The organism is Pseudomonas poae RE*1-1-14 (assembly GCF_000336465.1).
In the GTDB taxonomy this organism is placed as follows: domain Bacteria; phylum Pseudomonadota; class Gammaproteobacteria; order Pseudomonadales; family Pseudomonadaceae; genus Aquipseudomonas; species Aquipseudomonas poae.
The window spans coordinates 2,842,473-2,860,352 of the sequence record NC_020209.1; the positions used below are offsets into that span (position 1 = coordinate 2,842,473).

At 56.9% G+C, this 17,880-nt stretch carries 20 protein-coding genes; 6 read left to right on the forward strand and 14 right to left on the reverse strand.

Translation table 11 applies throughout. From position 1 onward, the window contains the following. Window positions 1–108 precede the first annotated feature (108 nt). The 4 genes from H045_RS12275 to H045_RS12290 form a co-directional block, all read right to left on the reverse strand. On the reverse strand, window positions 109–333 hold the full coding sequence (locus H045_RS12275; RefSeq protein WP_003234376.1) for a hypothetical protein: 225 nt from the start codon (window positions 331–333) through the stop codon (window positions 109–111). 261 nt (window positions 334–594) lie between these two features. Next, entirely contained in the window at window positions 595–1,518 is a 924-nt protein-coding gene (locus H045_RS12280; RefSeq protein ID WP_003234378.1) for an alpha/beta hydrolase, read from the reverse strand. Further along, complete coding sequence (gene tspO / locus H045_RS12285; protein ID WP_003234380.1) at window positions 1,518–1,958, reverse strand: tryptophan-rich sensory protein TspO; 441 nt, start codon at window positions 1,956–1,958, stop codon at window positions 1,518–1,520. Before tspO ends, H045_RS12280 begins: the two co-directional genes overlap by 1 nt. Window positions 1,959–2,230: 272 nt before the next feature. Then, entirely contained in the window at window positions 2,231–2,770 is a 540-nt protein-coding gene (locus H045_RS12290) for a P-loop NTPase family protein (RefSeq protein ID WP_003234382.1), read from the reverse strand. Between the two features lie 836 nt (window positions 2,771–3,606). On the opposite strand from H045_RS12290, the gene H045_RS12295 reads away from it, so the two are divergent. Next, entirely contained in the window at window positions 3,607–4,818 is a 1,212-nt protein-coding gene (locus tag H045_RS12295; protein WP_015372513.1) for a multidrug effflux MFS transporter, read from the forward strand. A gap of 164 nt (window positions 4,819–4,982) precedes the next feature. Here H045_RS12295 and H045_RS12300 read toward each other — a convergent pair whose 3' ends face one another. Then, entirely contained in the window at window positions 4,983–5,444 is a 462-nt protein-coding gene (locus H045_RS12300; protein WP_015372514.1) for an NUDIX hydrolase, read from the reverse strand. 820 nt (window positions 5,445–6,264) lie between these two features. Beyond that, the gene (locus tag H045_RS12305; RefSeq protein WP_268977481.1) at window positions 6,265–6,783 is read right to left on the reverse strand and encodes a nucleotidyltransferase family protein; all 519 of its coding nucleotides are present in this window, start codon (window positions 6,781–6,783) and stop codon (window positions 6,265–6,267) included. A gap of 376 nt (window positions 6,784–7,159) precedes the next feature. Here H045_RS12305 and H045_RS12310 point away from each other — a divergent pair, with 376 nt between their 5' ends. Continuing rightward, entirely contained in the window at window positions 7,160–7,390 is a 231-nt protein-coding gene (locus H045_RS12310; protein ID WP_003234395.1) for a DUF6124 family protein, read from the forward strand. Between the two features lie 53 nt (window positions 7,391–7,443). Here H045_RS12310 and H045_RS12315 read toward each other — a convergent pair whose 3' ends face one another. The 3 genes from H045_RS12315 to H045_RS12325 form a co-directional block, all read right to left on the reverse strand. Continuing rightward, entirely contained in the window at window positions 7,444–7,743 is a 300-nt protein-coding gene (locus H045_RS12315; protein WP_015372515.1) for a 7(1) septoil knot domain-containing protein, read from the reverse strand. A gap of 69 nt (window positions 7,744–7,812) precedes the next feature. Next, window positions 7,813–8,046 carry a hypothetical protein gene (locus tag H045_RS12320; RefSeq protein WP_032870736.1) on the reverse strand — a complete coding sequence of 78 codons (234 nt, stop codon included), beginning with the start codon at window positions 8,044–8,046 and terminating at the stop codon, window positions 7,813–7,815. Between the two features lie 120 nt (window positions 8,047–8,166). After that, a complete protein-coding gene (locus H045_RS12325; protein WP_003234402.1) occupies window positions 8,167–8,466 on the reverse strand; it encodes a hypothetical protein in 300 nt (99 codons plus the stop codon). 431 nt (window positions 8,467–8,897) lie between these two features. On the opposite strand from H045_RS12325, the gene H045_RS12335 reads away from it, so the two are divergent. From H045_RS12335 to H045_RS25360, 3 genes are all read left to right on the forward strand, one after another. Further along, window positions 8,898–10,112, forward strand: a complete 1,215-nt coding sequence (locus H045_RS12335; protein ID WP_015372517.1) for an aldose 1-epimerase family protein — start codon at window positions 8,898–8,900, stop codon at window positions 10,110–10,112. 456 nt (window positions 10,113–10,568) lie between these two features. Further along, on the forward strand, window positions 10,569–10,838 hold the full coding sequence (locus tag H045_RS12340; RefSeq protein WP_015372518.1) for a hypothetical protein: 270 nt from the start codon (window positions 10,569–10,571) through the stop codon (window positions 10,836–10,838). Between the two features lie 430 nt (window positions 10,839–11,268). Further along, window positions 11,269–11,658: a GIY-YIG nuclease family protein gene (locus tag H045_RS25360; RefSeq protein ID WP_015372519.1), complete on the forward strand. Its 390-nt coding sequence runs from the start codon at window positions 11,269–11,271 to the stop codon at window positions 11,656–11,658. An 88-nt stretch (window positions 11,659–11,746) separates the two neighbouring features. Here H045_RS25360 and H045_RS12350 read toward each other — a convergent pair whose 3' ends face one another. The 4 genes from H045_RS12350 to H045_RS12365 all read right to left on the reverse strand — a co-directional run bounded on the left by H045_RS12350 (window position 11,747) and on the right by H045_RS12365 (window position 15,851). Beyond that, a complete protein-coding gene (locus H045_RS12350; RefSeq protein ID WP_015372520.1) occupies window positions 11,747–12,892 on the reverse strand; it encodes a PDDEXK-like family protein in 1,146 nt (381 codons plus the stop codon). A gap of 157 nt (window positions 12,893–13,049) precedes the next feature. Further along, the gene (locus H045_RS12355) at window positions 13,050–14,255 is read right to left on the reverse strand and encodes a methylaspartate mutase E subunit (protein ID WP_003239035.1); all 1,206 of its coding nucleotides are present in this window, start codon (window positions 14,253–14,255) and stop codon (window positions 13,050–13,052) included. Between the two features lie 49 nt (window positions 14,256–14,304). Continuing rightward, window positions 14,305–14,760, reverse strand: coding sequence for a cobalamin B12-binding domain-containing protein (locus H045_RS12360; RefSeq protein ID WP_015372521.1), 456 nt, complete (start codon window positions 14,758–14,760; stop codon window positions 14,305–14,307). 14 nt (window positions 14,761–14,774) lie between these two features. Further along, a complete protein-coding gene (locus H045_RS12365; protein WP_176717677.1) occupies window positions 14,775–15,851 on the reverse strand; it encodes a fatty acid desaturase in 1,077 nt (358 codons plus the stop codon). A gap of 160 nt (window positions 15,852–16,011) precedes the next feature. Between H045_RS12365 and H045_RS12370 the strand changes: the two genes are divergently transcribed. Continuing rightward, window positions 16,012–16,893, forward strand: a complete 882-nt coding sequence (locus H045_RS12370) for a LysR family transcriptional regulator (RefSeq protein WP_015372523.1) — start codon at window positions 16,012–16,014, stop codon at window positions 16,891–16,893. A gap of 18 nt (window positions 16,894–16,911) precedes the next feature. Here the strand turns inward: H045_RS12370 and H045_RS12375 are convergent, their stop codons facing one another. After that, complete coding sequence (locus H045_RS12375) at window positions 16,912–17,826, reverse strand: quinone oxidoreductase family protein (protein WP_015372524.1); 915 nt, start codon at window positions 17,824–17,826, stop codon at window positions 16,912–16,914. Window positions 17,827–17,880: the final 54 nt, after the last annotated feature.

Genomic DNA, 17,880 nt, shown 5'->3' on the forward strand with positions numbered 1-17,880 from the left:
CCCATGGGTGGGTCAAGCATTTATTGGCCGCTGCCGGTGCGTGGTTTGCCACACGGGATCAAAGCCCTGGCACAGCCAGACATCACGTGTCGGCGTGGATGCGCGGGCTCATGCCACCTGGATCCGGGTGATGCCGACAATGGCGGCTTGAGCGAGGATCTGTTCAGGCGTGGCATCGGCGGGCGGCATGATCAGGCCGTTTTCCGCGTCGCCCAGGTGCAGCGCCAGCAGGTGCAGGGCGGCGTCGTGGTCGGGTAGTTCGGGTTGGTTGAGTTCGAAGGTTTGGGTGCGGGGTTGGGTGTTGAAGAGGTAGGTGACGGTGTATTCGCGCATGGTAAGGGTCTCCTGATGAGTCGCTGATTAACCTGAATTGCGCTGTTGTGGTGAGCGGGCTTGCCCTAATGCCGTTCAGTTAAGCGCAGATTCCCTGTGGCGAGCAGGCTTGTCCTGCGTTGGGCTGCGCAGCAGTCCCAAAACCAGGCGCTGAGCCGTATCAGGTACACCGCATTTTGCTGGATTGGGGGCGCTTCGCACCCCAACGCGGGGCAAGCCCGCTCGCCACATGAGGCAGGTGTGAGCCTTGGGAAAGGCGCATTACCGTTCGCCGCAGATGTAAGTGGTAATCCACCGCCGACTGTAAACCAGAACCCCTTCCGCCATCGCCACCGGAAAATGGATAAACCCATGGGCAGATTCCGGCAGAAGATGGGTCTGCGCCCCGGGCCAACGTTCAGCCATCTGCAGCGTGTCATCCTTCAGCGGATCCAGTTCCCCGACGAACATCAACACCGGCGGCATCCCGTCAAAGTCACCATAGAGCGGTGACAATGGCGCCTGCCGACGCTCTTCATCATTCAACCCCGGCGTCAGCAGGCGCAGCGCGTCTACCATCCCGGGGCCGTCCAGCAGCAAGGTGTCCGGTCCGGCGGTGCGCACGCTCGGCGTGCCGGTCAAATCGTAAACCCCGTAATACAACACCGCCCCGCTCACGCGCTTGAGCAGATCCGGCCATTGCTTGAGCGTCAGCAAGGTCGCAGCCGCCAGATGCCCACCGGCCGACTCCCCCACGACGAATATCGGCAAGCCTGCAAACTCATCGGCCGTCAGCAACCATCGCGCGGCGGCGAGGCAGTCGTCCATCAGCCCCTCAACCGGCGTGTCGACCGCCAGCCGATAATCCACCGACACCACCGTCACCTCGCACGCCCGCACCATGCCCAGGTTCAGCGCGTCGTCCATCTGCGCATTGCCGATCACCCAGCCGCCGCCGTGGATATCCAGCACCACCCCCCTGGGCGTGCCGGCTGGCCGCAAAATGCGCACCGGCACGCCATTCACCACTCTGCTCTCAGCCGGCGTTGCGCGCTTGATCTTCTGACTGACGCGCAACAGCGCCTGGATCAGACGCGGGGTGACGCGGTTGCGGATCTTGAAGCGCGGCATCCACGCGAGCTTTTGGTTGAAACGGCGCATCTGGACGAGTTCGGCCTCGGAGGCGGGCCAGTGTTTATGAGCCATCAACGGTTATTCCGCAAAATCGAAAAATTCAACGCCGCCGCCACACACAGCCACGCCAGGTAAGGGAACAGCATCAAGCCGGTGATCAGGTCCAGGCGCACCGCGAACACCACCATCGCCGCCACGGTGAGCCAAAGCAACACGATAATCACCATCCCGGCAAACAGCCGATGGGCGCCGAAGAACACCGGCGTCCACAGTGTATTCAACGCAATCTGCGCCGCCCACAGCGCCAACACCAACTCACTGCCCGGTATCAGGCTGAGGCGATAACCGGCCCAGGCGAGCAACAGATAGATGATCGTCCACGCGACCGGAAACAGCCAATTGGGAGGGGTAAAGCTGGGTTTGACAAGGGACTCGTACCAGGCACCCGGCTTGAAAATCACACCGGTACTGGCCGCAGCGGCGCAGGCGAGCAGGAAGATAAAAAAGGTCATGGACGATCCTTGATCTGGAAGGGTTCCCAGGTTGGACGGGCAAGACAGGGTTAAAAGTTCATCGCCAAGACAAGGATCATTCCTACACGTCGTGGGGGAATGAAGCGCGAAAACAAATCACCATAGAGAAGAGGTTTTCTTGAGCCTACCTTATATCGTCAATTGCAGGATGGCTCGCGTCAGCCGTAACTGCCATTCGTGATCGGCAACATTCGGCCAGGTGCCGCCAATCGCAACCCACAGTTTCCTTGGTGAAGCAGTTCAACCATCGATCAATCTCGCAGGGCTGGGCCTGTCGAACGCCCCATGCCCGCGAGAAAATTTTCGGTGTCTCGATTAGAACGCAGATGAACCACGCGGCAAGCTGATGGCGCAGTTGCCACGAGTTGTTGCATCTTTGCTCGCGCTGATTTGTTCGTCTGCCACATGAATCTGAAAAACTCCGGCAGGTTCGCCAGCAGTTCGGGGCAGTTCTCCGGCAAGTCAGGCCGAGACTTACCATGTTGGAGTAGAGTTCTGAGCAGTACGCGCAAGAATCGAAGCGGCGCCGAACGATCAATCCATATTAAAAGATCTGCACGGGCCATCCGGTTGTCCCAAGTGGCTGAATGGCCGCCTTCGAATATCCAGCAATCACGGGCCTCGACGTCGAGACAAAGCCGCGTCTTCTCGTCCCGACTTCGCTCGATCCACCCTGGCTGCCAGTGGATAGTGTCGATATGAACAACCGGCAACCCCGTACGCTGGCCAAGCTTACGCGCCAAAGTGCTTTTTCCAGACCCAGGTTGACCAACAATCATCACCCTTTGCATCCGAGCTCCTTCTGGCTATGCAAGCTGATTTTTGGGGGTGGCGACAGCTTATATAGACCTCTGCCATACCCTTTTCCCTGCATGCAAAGCCCCAGCGTAACCGTCCCGGTCCAATCAGTCGACCGAGCGCTACTGGCCTGAAGCGCCTGCGGTTCGCAGCGAACGGTTGCGTAAACTTTACAAAGCGGATGGAGAGAAAGCCTCAGAACTAATTTTGCGAATTTTCCACCTTCACTGATCGGCAGTGTTTGGCCGTTTTCTGTCAGTCGTAGCTGACAAAAATCGAGTTGCGGTTTTATCTGGATAATCACATTGCTACAGCGAATAAACGCTCCGCCCAACTTTGGCTATGCTGGGCTTATGGGGTGCTTAGACTTTTTCATGCTGCTGACAGTAATCATGGCTGCGCAGACTGGATGGGCTTATCGGTAAGCCAAAACATAGAAAGTAGGCAATCTCTTACAGGTCAGAAATTTAATGTATCATTTGAGCTTGATTTTTTAATTTTAGTTATTTTTATTTTTGGCTAGCCTTTCAACGTCACTTAGAAAAGTGACACTCACTCATTGTTAACCGGTCGGTCGAGACTCTCACTCATGAAGGGCGGGGACTTGATCTGCCACAAACTATGAAATTTACAGCCTTACACTGACGAGGGTTATCACGCCCTTTTCTCCTTTAAGCTCTCGGAACCGGTTGCGCATTTTTACAGATGCTGGATATACGCACACAGCGAGCACGCTCTATTGCCATGGGAACGATTCAGGCGATGACGCGCGCCGGTTTCTTTGAGTTGCAAACTCACCGGAAATTATTCAGCCAATCAGGGCTCATTGATGCTTGAAATAAAGGAACACTCCGTTGTCAAGACCAGGAAAGTCGGTGCCACGGTACTACTTATGGCGATGGTCATGCTGGGCGTGTTTCCGGTGGACGTACTTCTGCCTTCGTTTCCTTCGCTATCGCAGCACTTCAGCACCACGACGTCCGAGATCGCCTTGTCGATCAGCTTCTTTGCCATCGGTATCTCTTTATCTCAGTTACTGATTGGCCCTTTGTCGGACATGCTCGGCCGAAAAACGTTGTTACTGGCTGGCATGGCAGTATCCATAGCAGGCGCCTTGGGTTGCGTCTGGGCCACGAACTATGAGTATTTTTTGCTATTCCGTGTGATCCAGGCAGTAGGCTGTGGCTGTTTCGTACTGTCTCAGGCATTGGTTCAGGACCTATTTATCGGTAAAGAGCGGGATCGTTTACGAATTCTGATGGTAACGGCCAGTGGAATCTTCATTTCGGTCTCCCCCCTGGCCGGAAGCGTGTTGCAGGAGCTGATGGATTGGCAAGGTAGTTTCTATGTCTTCGCAGTGATTTCCGCTTTGGTATTCATCAAGGCTTTGGTATCGCTGGAAAACCTGCCTATCAATAACACAGGGCCGCGTATTGGTATCTTGCGAACCTACCGGCGAATCTGCAGTGACTTCAATTTCGTGGCCTATTGGCTAATCGCTGCAATTGTTTTTGCTTGCCACTTCTCATTCATCGTCATATCGCCCCTAATATTCATGGAGCAGTTGCAACTAAGCAGCTATGAGTTTTCTCAGACCCTGCTAGTGTACGGAGCAGCCTACGTGACTGGCGGTATCCTTGCGGGCGTAATGAATAAGCATATGGAGGCGGGTACACAAATTGTTATAGGACTGTCACTGATTTTCGTTGCAGGGTTAGTGATGCTTATATTACGGAACCAATTTGGCCTGTCCGTCTTCACCATGCTGCTCCCAATGATTATCTGTACCGCTGGCACTACCATAACGCGGCCAGCAGCCACGTCCAAAGCTATGGAGCTATTCCCGGATAATGCCGGTGCTTCAGCCTCGGCAGGCAATACTCTGATTTTTATCTCAGGCGGATTGATCAGTGCCCTGATCAACCTCAGCACCAACAACCTGCAAATTACCCTGGCACTGAGTTTCATCGTCTTAAGCGGCATAGGTCTGCTGTTAAACCAACATATAAATCGCCAGGCCAGGCCATCGAGTTTGGCGTAACTCTCATTTGCGGCGACTCAGGGCTCCGGTTCACGAATGATGAAGCGAGGCGATATGCCCATAAGATAGCCTTGGCTGCAGTCCGTTGAAGGGTATTATTTGATGCAAAACGGAATGGTCATTCCTGGCCGAAAGCTGCCCATCACGCGCTTACTAACTTCGACCTACAGCAAGCGATCAACTTCAGCGTCAGTCTCCCCATCAACCCACTGACCGGATGCTTTCAGCCTTTCGCACAAAAACTTCAGTGCTCTCTGAAACACTGGGTGGCAGTCGGCGTAGGGAAGATCTTCGAGCGCAGCCCAAAAAAACTCGAACAGGTGGCCATGATCATCCAGCGTCTTATAACCCCAGCGCTCCGGCAGATCTCGCTCTGCGCGGCAAAGGTGAAACGACCAAACCTGATCTCGATGGTCAGCCTTCCAGCATCCCAGGTCACTCTCGATCACCGCGTCACTGATACCAGACTCCTCTGTCAGTTCACGCAATGCAGCTTGGCCGGGAGTTTCTCCTTTTTCGATAGTGCCCTTCACCAACTGCGTACCGGCGAGGGGATGTCGAAAAAGGAGAATCCTGATCGGCGGCGAAGACGTAAGCACCACAGGGCAGGCCTTGTCGGGGAACATTTCAGTTTCCATTGTAGAGATATTTGGGCAATTGCTTTTTGCCGATGGCAGGCTATTACGATTGGTTGCTTTCGACCCTAGGCGAACATCCAACTGGATCTCCAGAAAACTATCCTAATATCGAGAAGGCGATACCTCTCCTGCTTCAATGCGTGAGAACACAACGTAAGGATCCGTTTGGCCCAAGTATTTAAATGAAAGGCGAAGTTCGTGTTCTCCAAAAACCTGTTTTACCAGTCGCTCAAAGGGTATGACCCGTTTGGGGGCCGCCCATTGCTGAGCGAGAACACCAATTTGTTTGCCTGACGCGCAGACAATCCAAGTTGCGTTATCCCCGTTGATGCAGGGCAAGTAGTGCATGTTTTGTATGACTTCGAACAGTGCGCGCATTGTTGCGCGCCGGATCTAGCTTGATTGAGCTGGCATGGCTGCTCAAATCGTCTCCTGCATGGAAGCTGTCTCGGTCAATGGCAATGGCCAGCATCATGATTTTCCGAGTGATTTGAATTCAGGCTAGCCAGAGTATTGGGCTAAGTAGCGAGCTGTCTACAACCATCCAGAAGCGACAACTGAAACGCTCGCGCTGTCGCGCAGCAAACCGGAGCCTCTGTGGCGAGCGGGATTGTTGTGGCGAGCGGGCTTGCCCCGCGTTGGGGTGCGAAGCGCCCCCAATCAAGCAAAACGCGGTCTACCTGATACGACTCAGCGTCTGGTTTTGGGGCTGCTGCGCAGCCCAACGCAGGACAAGCCTGCTCGCCACAGGGAATCTGCGCTTAACTGAACGGCATTAGGGCTTGCCACAACATAATAGAGATCCGCATCAAACAATCTTCAGCCAGGGCCACCGCGCCTGGTAACTCTGCGCCTTGGCCTCAAACAACGCTGGCTCCGGATGCAGCGGGTTGATCCGCAAAATCCCCTGCTCCACATCCGCCAACCCATACGGCGCATACACTTCGCCCGTCGCCACCTCCAGCGCCACGCATGTGCCCGCCACCAGATACCGATCAACCCCCTGACGCGCCGAGTGCAGTTGCGAATAGGGCCGGCCGAACCGCTGGCCGTACCAGAGATGAACCCGCGCCTGATTGCGCACCTCGACATTCACCCCTAGGTCCGCGAACAGCGCGTTCGCCTTCTGGATCACCACGTCCTCAGCCTCGTAGGACAGGTCGGTATCAAAGTAGAAAACGTCGTAGTCCTTCACCCCATGATCCGCCGGCAGATTCGCCTGATGATTCCACACCGCCTGAAACAGACACCCCGCCGTCAGCAGGCACTGATCCACCCCAAGCGCCGGCAGGCGCGCGGTGATTTCAGCGTTGATCGGGTTGGCCATGGCCTGTTTGATAAATACGTCAGTGCTCAACGTCACGGTTAACGCTCCTGAAGGCAAAATCCGAATCCCTCACGATGCCTTGCTCCGTTGCCTACACGTGCGTCAGAATCCGCCGGCTTGTGCGCTGGGATGGCCGTCTCTAAGGTGGCTCGGTCGCTGAATCTCTCGGTGATCGGGTTTAGTAGCCCACTGTTTTAACCTGACAAGTGCACAAGCTCAACCCAGCAGACGTTCCCGTCTGTGCTCAATGGTGGCTGTGCGCAGGGCGTCTCCGGACGCGCCGGTTTTGTTAGGTTCCACCGGTCTACTAACCTGCGTACAGCCGCCGCCTTTTCGTTTAGTAGCGACGAGGTGGTAGCCCAGCAAGGAACTTAACATGCTTACTGATTCAAGCACCCTCTTCACCGTCACCCCCAACGCCAGCACCGAAACCCTCATCACCAACAGCTACGAAACCTTCACCTCAGTCAGCACCCTGCTGCTCGACCTGTCCGAAGACCTGAACGGCAAACACCGCGACATCGCCCTGGCGATCCACCAACTGAGCGAACTGGGCGTACTCCTCACCGCCAAATTACTCGACCGTGAAGCGCCCTGCCCTGGCTGATCTGCAGCCCGCCCGACAAGCCGTCGCAGGCCACCTGCAACGGCTTGCCGCGATCAATTGACCCCAGGCCAGCTCTCGACATATTCAATAGTGAAGTCCGGATAGGAATCGACAATCTGGATCTTGTAGTCGGGGTAGCTGTCGACGGTTTGCCATTTGCCGACAGAGTCCGGCCAGGAAACCACCTTCTTCACCTTAAGGTCGGGGTATTGATTCACCACCTTCACCTTGTAGTCGGGATAGCTGTCCACGAACTGGATCTTGCCGTAAACCTTCGACACATCGACCGTCGTACCCGCGTGGGCGCAAAACGTGCAGGTCAACAACAGCGAAGCAAGGGCAGCTTTTAACATGAGCATTTCATCCTGAAAAATTGAGGCATCCCGTCTATCTAAAGCCGCGCGGGCCGTGCCGTGAAGCACCTATCCCTTCAACTCACCCGCCCGATTGCTGGCGGCGTCGTCATACGCCACATACAACGACTCGGCGACCTGGCTTTTGATGGCTTTGGTCGATTCCAGCCCCAAGACAAACCCCTCAGCCTTGCCGCCTGCGCGGTTGAGTTCTTCGTGGGTGGAGGCGCCAGTGATAGCGTCGAGCAGCTTGGCCGCATGAGGGCCTACGCCTTTGGGGAGGGAGATTTGGTCAATGGTCATCGCGATGCCTTTATAGAAAATGAACGGAAGCGCTGTGAACCACTGCCGGGCCGCCATGGTAGACCGGTTTGCACCGTTGAGGGCTGCTTTCGCCCCCTATCGCCCTCAGCGCTACAGCGACTATTGACGAGTGTCCGCCTCCTCAGCCGGATAAAACTCGCCCTCCTTGCCCATTTTTTCCAGCCGCTCGCGCACGATCACCTCAACGTGGGCCACTGCGGCCTGATCGTCAGGGTCGACCAACTGCAGGCACAGGCGTCGAACATTCTGATCGTGAGTACCCTCGCTGAGCATTTCGTGGGTAAAAACCGCCTCACCACGCCAAAGGCATAGCTCGGTATGCGTGCCGCCAAGCCATATTTCGTTGATTGATCGGAGGTCAGTGGTCGCCAGTTGGTCCACGGTGATTGTCTTGTCCATTGCGCTGTACCTTACCGAAGATGGGGTGTCGGTAGACTTGCGGGGGTGGCGGGTCGTTCCCGGGGCTGGGGATTTGAGTGTGGTCGTGGTTCGGCTCAGCGGTGCCTCACCGACAGCGAACGCGGGCGCCTGCGCGAGCTGCATCCGCTTGTCTGGATTTGACCTCGGGTTGCTGTCGATCTTTGCCGTTGCACTGGGGGGGGTTGTTCCTAAAGCGGTGGCGGTGACTGCCAAAGAACTGGAAAAGCTCGTGTCGGATTTGCGGTAGAAGTTGATAGGTTCCGCTGAGTCGTTACCGCGATGGCATGGGCTCAATTTTCCGATTTGCTCCCAATCTTCTTGGCGTTGGCTGGCCCTGCCACCCTTTTTAGCTTGCTGAAACGTTTCATCACGTTTATAAAAATGCCACAACTCCAAGAAAGGCTGCCGCCATGACCCCGCTCAAACTCGTTGTTGCCCTCAGCGCACTGTCCGCTGCCTCTCACGCCATGGCCTGGGATTACGTTCTGCTCGACACCGACAAAGCCGCCCAGAGCTGGCAGATCACCAGTCAGCAACTCGGCATAAAAACCGACAAACCCTTCAGCGTTACCCTACGCACCTTGCACGGCGGTCGGCAGGAGGGCGTCAGTATCGTCGACATCGATAACGGCACGATGAAACTCTCGGTGGTGCCGACCCGCGGAATGAATGTCTTGCAGGCCTCGGTCGGCAATGTGCGCATGGGCTGGGACTCTCCGGTCAAGGAAGTGGTCAATCCGGCCTTCATCGAACTCAATGGCCGCGGTGGTCTGGGCTGGTTGGAAGGCTTCAATGAGCTGGTCACACGCTGCGGATACGAATGGGTCGGCCATCCCGGCCTAGACAACGGCGAACTGCTGACCCTGCACGGTCGCGCCGCCAACATTCCTGCGAATAAAGTCACGCTGCACATCGATGAAAAAACACCGTACGCCATCACCCTGCGCGGCGAACTGAAAGAGCAGGCATTCAAGAAGGTCGACTTCTCGGTCGCGACCGAACTGGTCACCGAACCCGGCAGCGTGGTGTTTGCCCTCAACGACACCCTGACCAACAACGGCGACTATCCGAAGGAATACCAGGCGCTGTATCACAGCAACTTCAGCACGCCTTTCCTGGAGCAGGGCGCGCGTTTCGCCGCGCCGGTGAAACAGGTGTCGCCGTTCAACGACAAGGCCAAGGGCGAGCTGCCCGACTGGCAAACCTACCGCGCACCGACCAAGGACTACGACGAAACGGTTTACAACGTGGTGCCGTATGCCGACGCCAAGGGCGATACGTTGACCGTGTTGCACAACAAGGCCGGCAGCCTGGGCGTTTCGGTCGGCTTCAATACCCAGACACTGCCCGTGTTTTCCCTATGGAAAAACACCGATACCCAAGGCCAGGGCTACGTCACGGGGCTGGAGCCGGGGACGAGTTTTTCCTATAACCGCCGTTATCAGCGGCCACTGAACCTGGTACCGACCATTGGGCCCAAGGAACACAAGCAGTTCCGCATCAGCTACAGCTTGCTGGCGGACAAAGCGGCAGTGGATAAGGCCTTGAAGCAGGTGAGCGAGATTCAGGATGGACGGGAGACTGAGGTGCGGCAGACGCCGTTGGTTGATTTGACCAAGGAGTGAGCATTGTCGGCTGATATAGCAGCCCGCCGGCCGTCTGACACCGTCGGCTTGTTCAAGGTCCGCCAGCGCGCGCGACCTTGAGCAGTCGGTGGGCTGCTCGAAACGATTCGGTCACGGCCCGATCTTGACTTACGTCAGCCGTTAGCTGCCCATTCATGGTCGGCAACATTCGGCCGATTCTGTTGAAAAAGTCGGTTTTCTCAAACTGCCAGCATATTGATCGGTGAAAGCGTCTTTTTTATGGGCTGCCACGTGAAATCTGAGTCCGAACACCTCTGCGCCGATTCTAGATTTTAAGCTCAGGCGCGTACTTTTCTGCTATGAAAACCACTCCGGACTTTTTCAACAGAATCGACCCAAAGCTGACACCAGGCGATGGATGCTCTTGGCAAATAGCCGTGATCAAGCAACCAGCGTAATCTTTCGGCCTTCTCGCACAATTGAGGCAAGCAACAGATGACGGAACAGCTTTGCGTTGTATTCATTCCGGCGCTTTCGGTGGCTTTGCAAAACGCCGAAACGAAAAAAGGCTCCCCACTTACAGAGTCCGAGGCACTCAAAATCCGTGATCAAGCGACGTGTGTTGCAGTTCCACTCGACGTCGCCCTGGATATGGAGAACGAACGTGGTTTCCGGGACTTAGTTGCCGAGGACTGCTGGAATGAATGGCAGCGACTACGGCTCTTGATGAAGAATGACCCTCTGAATTGCACCAATACTCAGTAATAAGATGCAGTCTTGACCTGCCCATTGCTGCCGAAATGAAAGACAGCTCTGGGCCGATTGCTGCCTTTACCAACAGTAACTCTCCCTCAGAACACGCTATTCTTCGGTCCCACAGGCGATGCTCCCTGCCTCAAAGCCATCAGCACATCAACGGAACGCAACATTTTTAGGATTGAAGATGCAGACCTAACTCAGTTTCACCGATGTAGTACGCGAGATTCTTCGCCAGCATCCTGAAGGCCTCACACCCCAGCAGATCCGAGAGATCGTTAAGGCTGAGTACTCCCTATACGTCGGCACACCAAGCCATTTAAAAAACGTTGCTGCCGGCAATTATAAGGACATTGACCATGCTGTTTTGGCCCGAATATATCTAGCCTGCAGAGGCGCCTCAGACATCGCCGCAGATAAAAGCCGAAAGCCTCACCTGATGACTCTCCTGCCGGATGTGGGATCAGTCGAGATCAAGGATGATGACTTCATCGAGGGTGAGGATCTCGCCAAGCTGGAGGCTGATATCGGCACGTTGTACGTACTCTCCACCGGGCTCTATACCGCTGATCAAGTCGAAATAGTCAAGATTGGGATTACTACCGGCCCGGTCGAAAAGCGCATTACCCAGCTTTATACAACAGGTGTGCCATTTCGGTTCAAAATCGTAAGTCAGCTTGAAACCACAAACTATTCAAAGCTTGAGCAGGCCTTGCATTGCCTTTTCGATAAGTATCGGATCAATAAGTCCCGAGAGTTTTTCACAGCGCATTGCCTGAAGTTTTTGCCAGACCTAATCGCCATCCACCGGAGTATTGAGACGAGCTAAGGAGGCAAGTTTTTCTGGCCAGGAGGGGCCGTTTATTTACCCGGTTCTAAACGTCCGCTTGTGGCCGCCGTTGAAGAAATTGTTCAGATTAACCCTGCGCCGCATACAACGCCCGCGCCTCCCCCCACAACCCATACAAATCATCCGCCATCCGCTCCACCGCCTGCGCCCTCTTCACAGGCTCATTCAACACCATCAAATCCTCATCACTCGGATTCTTAATATTAAGCTCAGTGGTATACCGCCAAAGCAAACCACCACTGCCGACGCCGTTATTCACCACTTTCTGCGTCAACGTTGCCAGCCAGGCGTGCGCAGTCGGGTGGGATTGCGCATCGCAGTAATAACCGCAATAAAACCGGTGATCGAGTTCGATATACACCGAGCCCTGTACAAACCCCAAATCGTAATAAAGACCGTACCAGCGATTATCCCGAGTGGCGCTGTAATAGCGATCAACCACCTCCGCCGTCGGCGCTTCAGAAGGTTTGGGCAGCTCGGGGTATTTGTCCTTGATGCATTGGGCAAGTGCTTGCCAGAATTCCAGTTGCAGGTCTTTCAGGGTTTCGACGAACGCTTTTTGCAGGTCGCGTACCACCAGCAGGTTGTTGTTTTGGCGCAGTGTCTGTTTGAGCGCGTCCATGTAGGCGTGTCCCTGGTTCTGGAAGGTCAGTGTTGCGACGAGGTCGATGTATTGCAGCAGGCTTTCGCGCACGCCAGCTTCGCGGATAACCCATTGCTGACATTGCTCGAGCCACGGCAGGATGTCGGTGGCGTAGCTGATGCGCTGATAGTCAATGCCCAGACAACTTCGCCGGTCGGCGTCGCGGCCGTCCAGGGTAAGGTAGAGCGGTGGGTAGGTCTGGCAGCCTTCGCCTTGAAGGGTTTGCAGGTAGCGGTGCAACTGCGCGTCCTGGTCTGCGGCGTAGAGCTTGTTTTCGATGATGACTGCCTGACGCTTGCTGTTGCGGATCAGGATATCGACATTGCGGTACTCGACCTCAACTGTCACCTCGGTGCAGTCGAAACCTTCGATGTTCAACGCGGCCAACAGCAATTGCAGCAGCTTGGTGCCAGCACCGTGGGCGCCTTGAGGATTAAGCAAAAAGGCCAGGTAGCGAGAGTGCAGGCGCACTTCATCGGAGCTGCTGCGCAGCAGGGTGAACAGGTTGAACGCCGGAGGGCGATGCAGCTCGGCGCGCAGTAATGCGGCGCGGTGGATCAAGGGTTGCAAGGTTCATTTCCTTATGGGAGCAAGTCCAGGCAGTGATTGTATTGCGCCAGTACTTGTCGTGCACGCTTGCATTTTTGGTCATTTTGCAGGGAAGGAGAGTTAAACCGCCTCCCCCGCTGCGCCTTTTTGCGTGGGCCTGCGCCTACGTCAGCCCCCCTCACACCACCCCATCATAAGTCCGTATGTTCTGCCGCAACGCCGCCAGAAACGAAAACGCATTCTCCACCCGCTCGCCCTCGAACCCCTGGTAATAATTGTTCGCGGTCAACACCGTGCCGGCACCGCGTTTGTTATCCGGATGGAGACAATAGGGAATCGATAAAAACCCACTGTCGAAGGCGCTGAGTATCGCTTCGGACAAGTTGGCATCACGCGCCAGCGTGCCTTCAATCAGTCGCCTTGAGGCGTCGAGGATGCGGGTGTGTTCTTGCGCGTCGAAAGGGACATCCGGCAATACACCCTTCGTGTGCAGGCAATAACTGGCATATTCCAATGCGGCGATGTTTTCTTCGATCCGGGGAATGCGCCGTGATTCCACCGGTGTCTTGATGATCACGCGCTGTATGCCGGTGGATCGAATCATGCCCAGCGCATCGCCGGTGATCCGGCAAAAACCGCCCAAGGTTCGTGGGAAAAACCCCATGAACACGTAGCCGACAAAGTGGTAGCTGCCCGGTGTGAAGTATTCGCTGGCCAGTTGTTGCAAGGCAGTCACGGCGGCTCGGTCCTGCACCGGCGAGGTGCCCTGGGCGTAGGAGAACGACAGCGTGTTGATGCCGTGGGAGCGCAAAAACAGGCCTTCCAGAATGTTCAGCGCCACCAGAATGACCGGGTCGCACATCTGCCCCATCATGCAGCCGGCGAAGCTCTCGATGTGGCTGTGCTCCACGCCGGCAGACAGCACCTGGCAGGCTTTTTCCCAGTGGCCGAACGCTTCGCGCAGTGGCGTGCGGCTGTACGGCAGGCAATAGGAAATGGGTCCGCCTTCGGTGGTGGCCGAGCCGATTTCGACCATGCGTTCGAAGATATGCAGCGGATCGGGCGAGCCATGGCGAATCTGCACCGGCAGGTGGTAGCGGGCATGGATCTGGTCGAGCATCGCGCGGGTTTGCGCCGCCGGGTGATTCACGATCGGGTAGCCGTTGAGCATGGACGCGCTGTCAATCGCCCGTTGCGCCGCCTCAAGGTTATTCACGCGGGTGAAGGCATCGAGGGTAATGGTGCACACGGTGTTCGCGCGGCTGGCCGCCGTGGCCTCGAGCCCGGACTGCATCAGGCCGGGATCGCTGAAGCCCATGCGCGGCTGGAGCACCGGGCCGTGCAGGGCAAACTGTTCAAGCACGTGGGTGTTGAAGTCGATCATGTTTGCAGGCCCTTTCCGGTCCCTGTGTGAGCTGGCGCCGAGTACGCGCTCATCGTGCGACCCGCTTTTCCAGGTTATGGGCAGGAAACAGCTGCGCGGTGACGAGCGTCTGGAAGGCATCAAAACTGTTGGCCACGCTGTCGTCGAATACCTCGTCGAAGCCTGCGGCACGAAGGGTATCGCTGTGCCGGGCGATGGTCTGGGCATCGTTTTCAGTGCAGATTTTTCCGCCGATGTAGAGTCCGTCGACGTGATTTGTCTCGCTGCGAATGCGTCGAGCAAGTTCGGCGCCCTCCAGGTAGCCGTGACCATTGACCGTGCTGATCACAACAATGGCGCAGCCATTGCGCTCAAGCCGCGCAATCACGTCGTCCATCGGCGTGTTGGGCCCCAGGTTTTCTACCTTGTAGCCCAGGTCATTGAGCAGAAACTCCATGAACACCAGATTCCAGCTATGGGAGTCTGATGGCACGGTGCTGAGCAGTGCGGTTTTGTTGAACGTCATCGTTAAAATCCCTTTTAAGTTTCTGTTCTGTTTGCGTAATACGGAAGTGCGTTCTGGAAGTTGCGAAAGTTGACGGTGACGGCGTTGATATAGCCCCAGTAATCGGCGTAGTTGGTCGGAAACGGTTTTGAGCCGTCGATCCTGTCGCGCTCGCGCGCGGTGATGTAGTTGGGCCACTCTTTGGAGCGGGGGCGCCGGTGGTGAAAGTCGTGGCACGGTGTATCGCCGACCATCACGAACACGCGGATGAACAAATGGAAGCCGAGCATTTTGATCAGCCAGACACTGATGCAGGCGGTGCGGCGAACAGCGCCCGCGGCCTGCGGTATGCGCAACTCTTCACCAATGAATACACCGGTGGTGCTTTCGCAGATGAAGTCGATACCGCGGCGTTCCAAAACCTCCACGCTGGGCCAGGTATGCTCGGCGGCCAGGCGGAATGTGGTGCTGATGTGATAGCCGGCAAACACCGGCACCACCCACGCCATGACGAACAGGCCGAAATGGCCCAGGGCTGCCGCCAGCAGACTGGCGGTGGCCCAGAAGATCAGTGTCAGGACGGCGACACGGCGGTTCGAGGCGGTTGCAGTGCCTTTCACCCGGCCCCAGAACGAGCGCAGGATCGCCAGCGGTGACAGCGCCGTGCAGACCAGTTTGGTCCACATCCTGGTCACGCTGTCGGACGGTGTTAATCCCACCACCCCTTGCAGGTAGGACAGGGTGTCGTCATCGTCGGTCAGCAGCGTTTTGGCGCTGTGGTGCAGCGCGTGCTCGCGCTTGTAGGTGTCGAAGGGCTTGAGCATTAATACGCCGGAAATGATCCGGCCCACGGTCACGTTGGTTTCACGCTGTTCAAATACCATTTCATGGGCGCAGTTGTGGCAAATCATCACCTGCATCTGCTTGATACCGCCGGTGGCCAGTACAAAACCCAACCCCCACACAATAACGCTGCCGTGCAAGTAACCGACGCCGGCCAACACCACGCCCGAGGCAATCAATCCCGTTGATACAAGAATATGGTGAATGGGTTTGAGCGTTCTAACCTGGTTAAGATCTTCAGGCAGCGGCTTGGCGGTCAGCCAGCTCAAAAATGGCTGTAAGAACCCTGGAAGGGTTCGCATCGAGTTACGTATCATCCATGTTTCCTCTGCGAGTTCGCTCCATCGAAAAAAACTGTACCGTGGCCTCCGGTTATTTCGAACAGAAATACGTGGGGATCGATTTTCCATTTTTGAGTACGGCATCAACGTGAACTGGGATGATCTGAAAGTTTTTATCTTCGTGGCCAAGTCCAATAACGTGACCGAGGCGGGAAACTCGCTGAAAGTTTCGGCATCGACGGTGTCGCGCAAGATCGCCGCGCTTGAGGAGTCGCTCAGTACTGTGCTGTTCCTGAAAAAAACCAACGGCTATTTCCTGACGGAAGCCGGCAAAGCGATGCTTCCGCTGGCACTGGAAACGCAGGAGCGCTTCAAGCTCATGGAGCGCCAGATGTCGCAGCCCAACGATCGGATGGCCGGGCCGGTGCGCATCGATTGCCCGGAACTGATGGGCACGCACCTGATCATTCCGGGGCTGGCGGACTTCCATGACCGATACCCCGAGATCAGCTTTGACTTCATCAATACAGCGGTGTCGTCAAAACTCACGCAAAGCCACAGCGACATCATTATCCGCCTGCGCAGGCCGGAAAACGGCAACTTCACCATGCGCCGGGTTGGCACGCTGATGCAGGGACTTTTCTGTTCCGACGGGTATGCGGCCGCCAACAAGCTGCCCGACACACCGGATGACCTGCAGCACCACCACCTGATTGGCTGGACCGAAGAAATGTCCTATATGCCGCTCGCGCAGTGGCTCAATGAGGTGAGCGGCGAGCAGAAGCCGTGGATGCGCGTGTCCAATCTCAATGCCCAGCTCAAGGCGGTTGAAGCTCACCTGGGGATCGCCGCGCTGCCGACCTACGTCGCTCACCAATCAGGCTTGCGTCAGGTATTGGCCGACAGCCCGCTGCGCAGCTCCGATATATGGCTGCTGCGCAATCAGGCGACCCAGGGCGTGGGCCGCGTCGATCAAGTGGTGGACTACCTCACGGAGCTGTTCCACAGCAAAACGGCAGAGATGCAATAGCCGCCTGCGGAAGAAGGGTTATGGCACCAGGATCAGTGAGCCCTGGGTTTGCCGGTCCTGCATGATGCGGTGCGCCTCGGCGGCCATGGCAAGCGGCAGGCGAGTGATCAGGGGCGCAGCGATCGAACCGTTGGACAGGGCCGCCAGCACCCGTGCGGCACCGGTGACAAGCTCGGCATCGTGACCGATGTAGTGCTTCAAGGACGGCCGCGTGACATGCAGCGAGCCCATGCTTCCAAGCCGCGACAGATTAAACCCCGTCACGTCCCCCGATGCATTGCCGAACAGCACCAGATGACCGCGCGGGCGCAGGCTCGCCAATGACAGCTCGAAGGTAGCGCGTCCGACAGAGTCGAATACGCTGTGAGCGCCCTTGCCTTCGGTCACTTCACGAATGAACGACAAGGCGCCCGGAGCCTCGGGGTCAAGGGCCGCGTAGCAGCCGGCATCCAGCACCTGGCGCCGCTTGGCTTCGCTCGAAGCCAGGCCGATGACACGCACGCCCCTGGCCGCCAGCCAGCCTGTGGCAATGCTGCCTACACCGCCGGCCGCCGCATGCCACACCACCCAATCGTCAGGCGCGAGCGGTACGCAGCGATGCGTCAGGTATTCGGCGGTCAGCCCCTTGAACAGCAACGCGGCGGCGGTTTCACTGGATACATCATCGGGCAGTCGAATGGCGCGCGTGGCGGGCAGCACCGCGTGGCTGGCGTAGCTGCCCGTGGAACTGTCGACGAATGCGACCCGGTCGCCGGGGCTGAAACCTCGCACCTGCGGTCCACAGTCGACCACCCTTCCCGCGCCCTCCACGCCCAGGCTTCTTGGAAAGGCAGAGCCATCCTCGAGCGCCCCGGAGCGCCGATGCACATCGATGAAATTGACGCCGGCTGCCTCGATGGCGACAGTGAGTTCCCCGGGCCCGGCGGCACGCAATGGGGCGTCCTGAAGTTCGAGGACCCGGGGCTCTCCGGGTGCGGCGAAGACAAC

Excerpts from the sequence above, each read along its gene's own strand:
- H045_RS12275 (WP_003234376.1), bottom strand. The coding sequence starts at position 333 with ATGCGCGAATACACCGTCACCTACCTCTTCAACACCCAACCCCGCACC.
- H045_RS12280 (WP_003234378.1), bottom strand. The coding sequence starts at position 1,518 with ATGGCTCATAAACACTGGCCCGCCTCCGAGGCCGAACTCGTCCAGATG.
- tspO (WP_003234380.1), bottom strand. The coding sequence starts at position 1,958 with ATGACCTTTTTTATCTTCCTGCTCGCCTGCGCCGCTGCGGCCAGTACC.
- H045_RS12290 (WP_003234382.1), bottom strand. The coding sequence starts at position 2,770 with ATGCAAAGGGTGATGATTGTTGGTCAACCTGGGTCTGGAAAAAGCACT.
- H045_RS12295 (WP_015372513.1), top strand. The coding sequence starts at position 3,607 with ATGCTTGAAATAAAGGAACACTCCGTTGTCAAGACCAGGAAAGTCGGT.
- H045_RS12300 (WP_015372514.1), bottom strand. The coding sequence starts at position 5,444 with ATGTTCCCCGACAAGGCCTGCCCTGTGGTGCTTACGTCTTCGCCGCCG.
- H045_RS12305 (WP_268977481.1), bottom strand. The coding sequence starts at position 6,783 with ATGGCCAACCCGATCAACGCTGAAATCACCGCGCGCCTGCCGGCGCTT.
- H045_RS12310 (WP_003234395.1), top strand. The coding sequence starts at position 7,160 with ATGCTTACTGATTCAAGCACCCTCTTCACCGTCACCCCCAACGCCAGC.
- H045_RS12315 (WP_015372515.1), bottom strand. The coding sequence starts at position 7,743 with ATGTTAAAAGCTGCCCTTGCTTCGCTGTTGTTGACCTGCACGTTTTGC.
- H045_RS12320 (WP_032870736.1), bottom strand. The coding sequence starts at position 8,046 with ATGACCATTGACCAAATCTCCCTCCCCAAAGGCGTAGGCCCTCATGCG.
- H045_RS12325 (WP_003234402.1), bottom strand. The coding sequence starts at position 8,466 with ATGGACAAGACAATCACCGTGGACCAACTGGCGACCACTGACCTCCGA.
- H045_RS12335 (WP_015372517.1), top strand. The coding sequence starts at position 8,898 with ATGACCCCGCTCAAACTCGTTGTTGCCCTCAGCGCACTGTCCGCTGCC.
- H045_RS12340 (WP_015372518.1), top strand. The coding sequence starts at position 10,569 with ATGACGGAACAGCTTTGCGTTGTATTCATTCCGGCGCTTTCGGTGGCT.
- H045_RS25360 (WP_015372519.1), top strand. The coding sequence starts at position 11,269 with ATGACTCTCCTGCCGGATGTGGGATCAGTCGAGATCAAGGATGATGAC.
- H045_RS12355 (WP_003239035.1), bottom strand. The coding sequence starts at position 14,255 with ATGATCGACTTCAACACCCACGTGCTTGAACAGTTTGCCCTGCACGGC.
- H045_RS12360 (WP_015372521.1), bottom strand. The coding sequence starts at position 14,760 with ATGACGTTCAACAAAACCGCACTGCTCAGCACCGTGCCATCAGACTCC.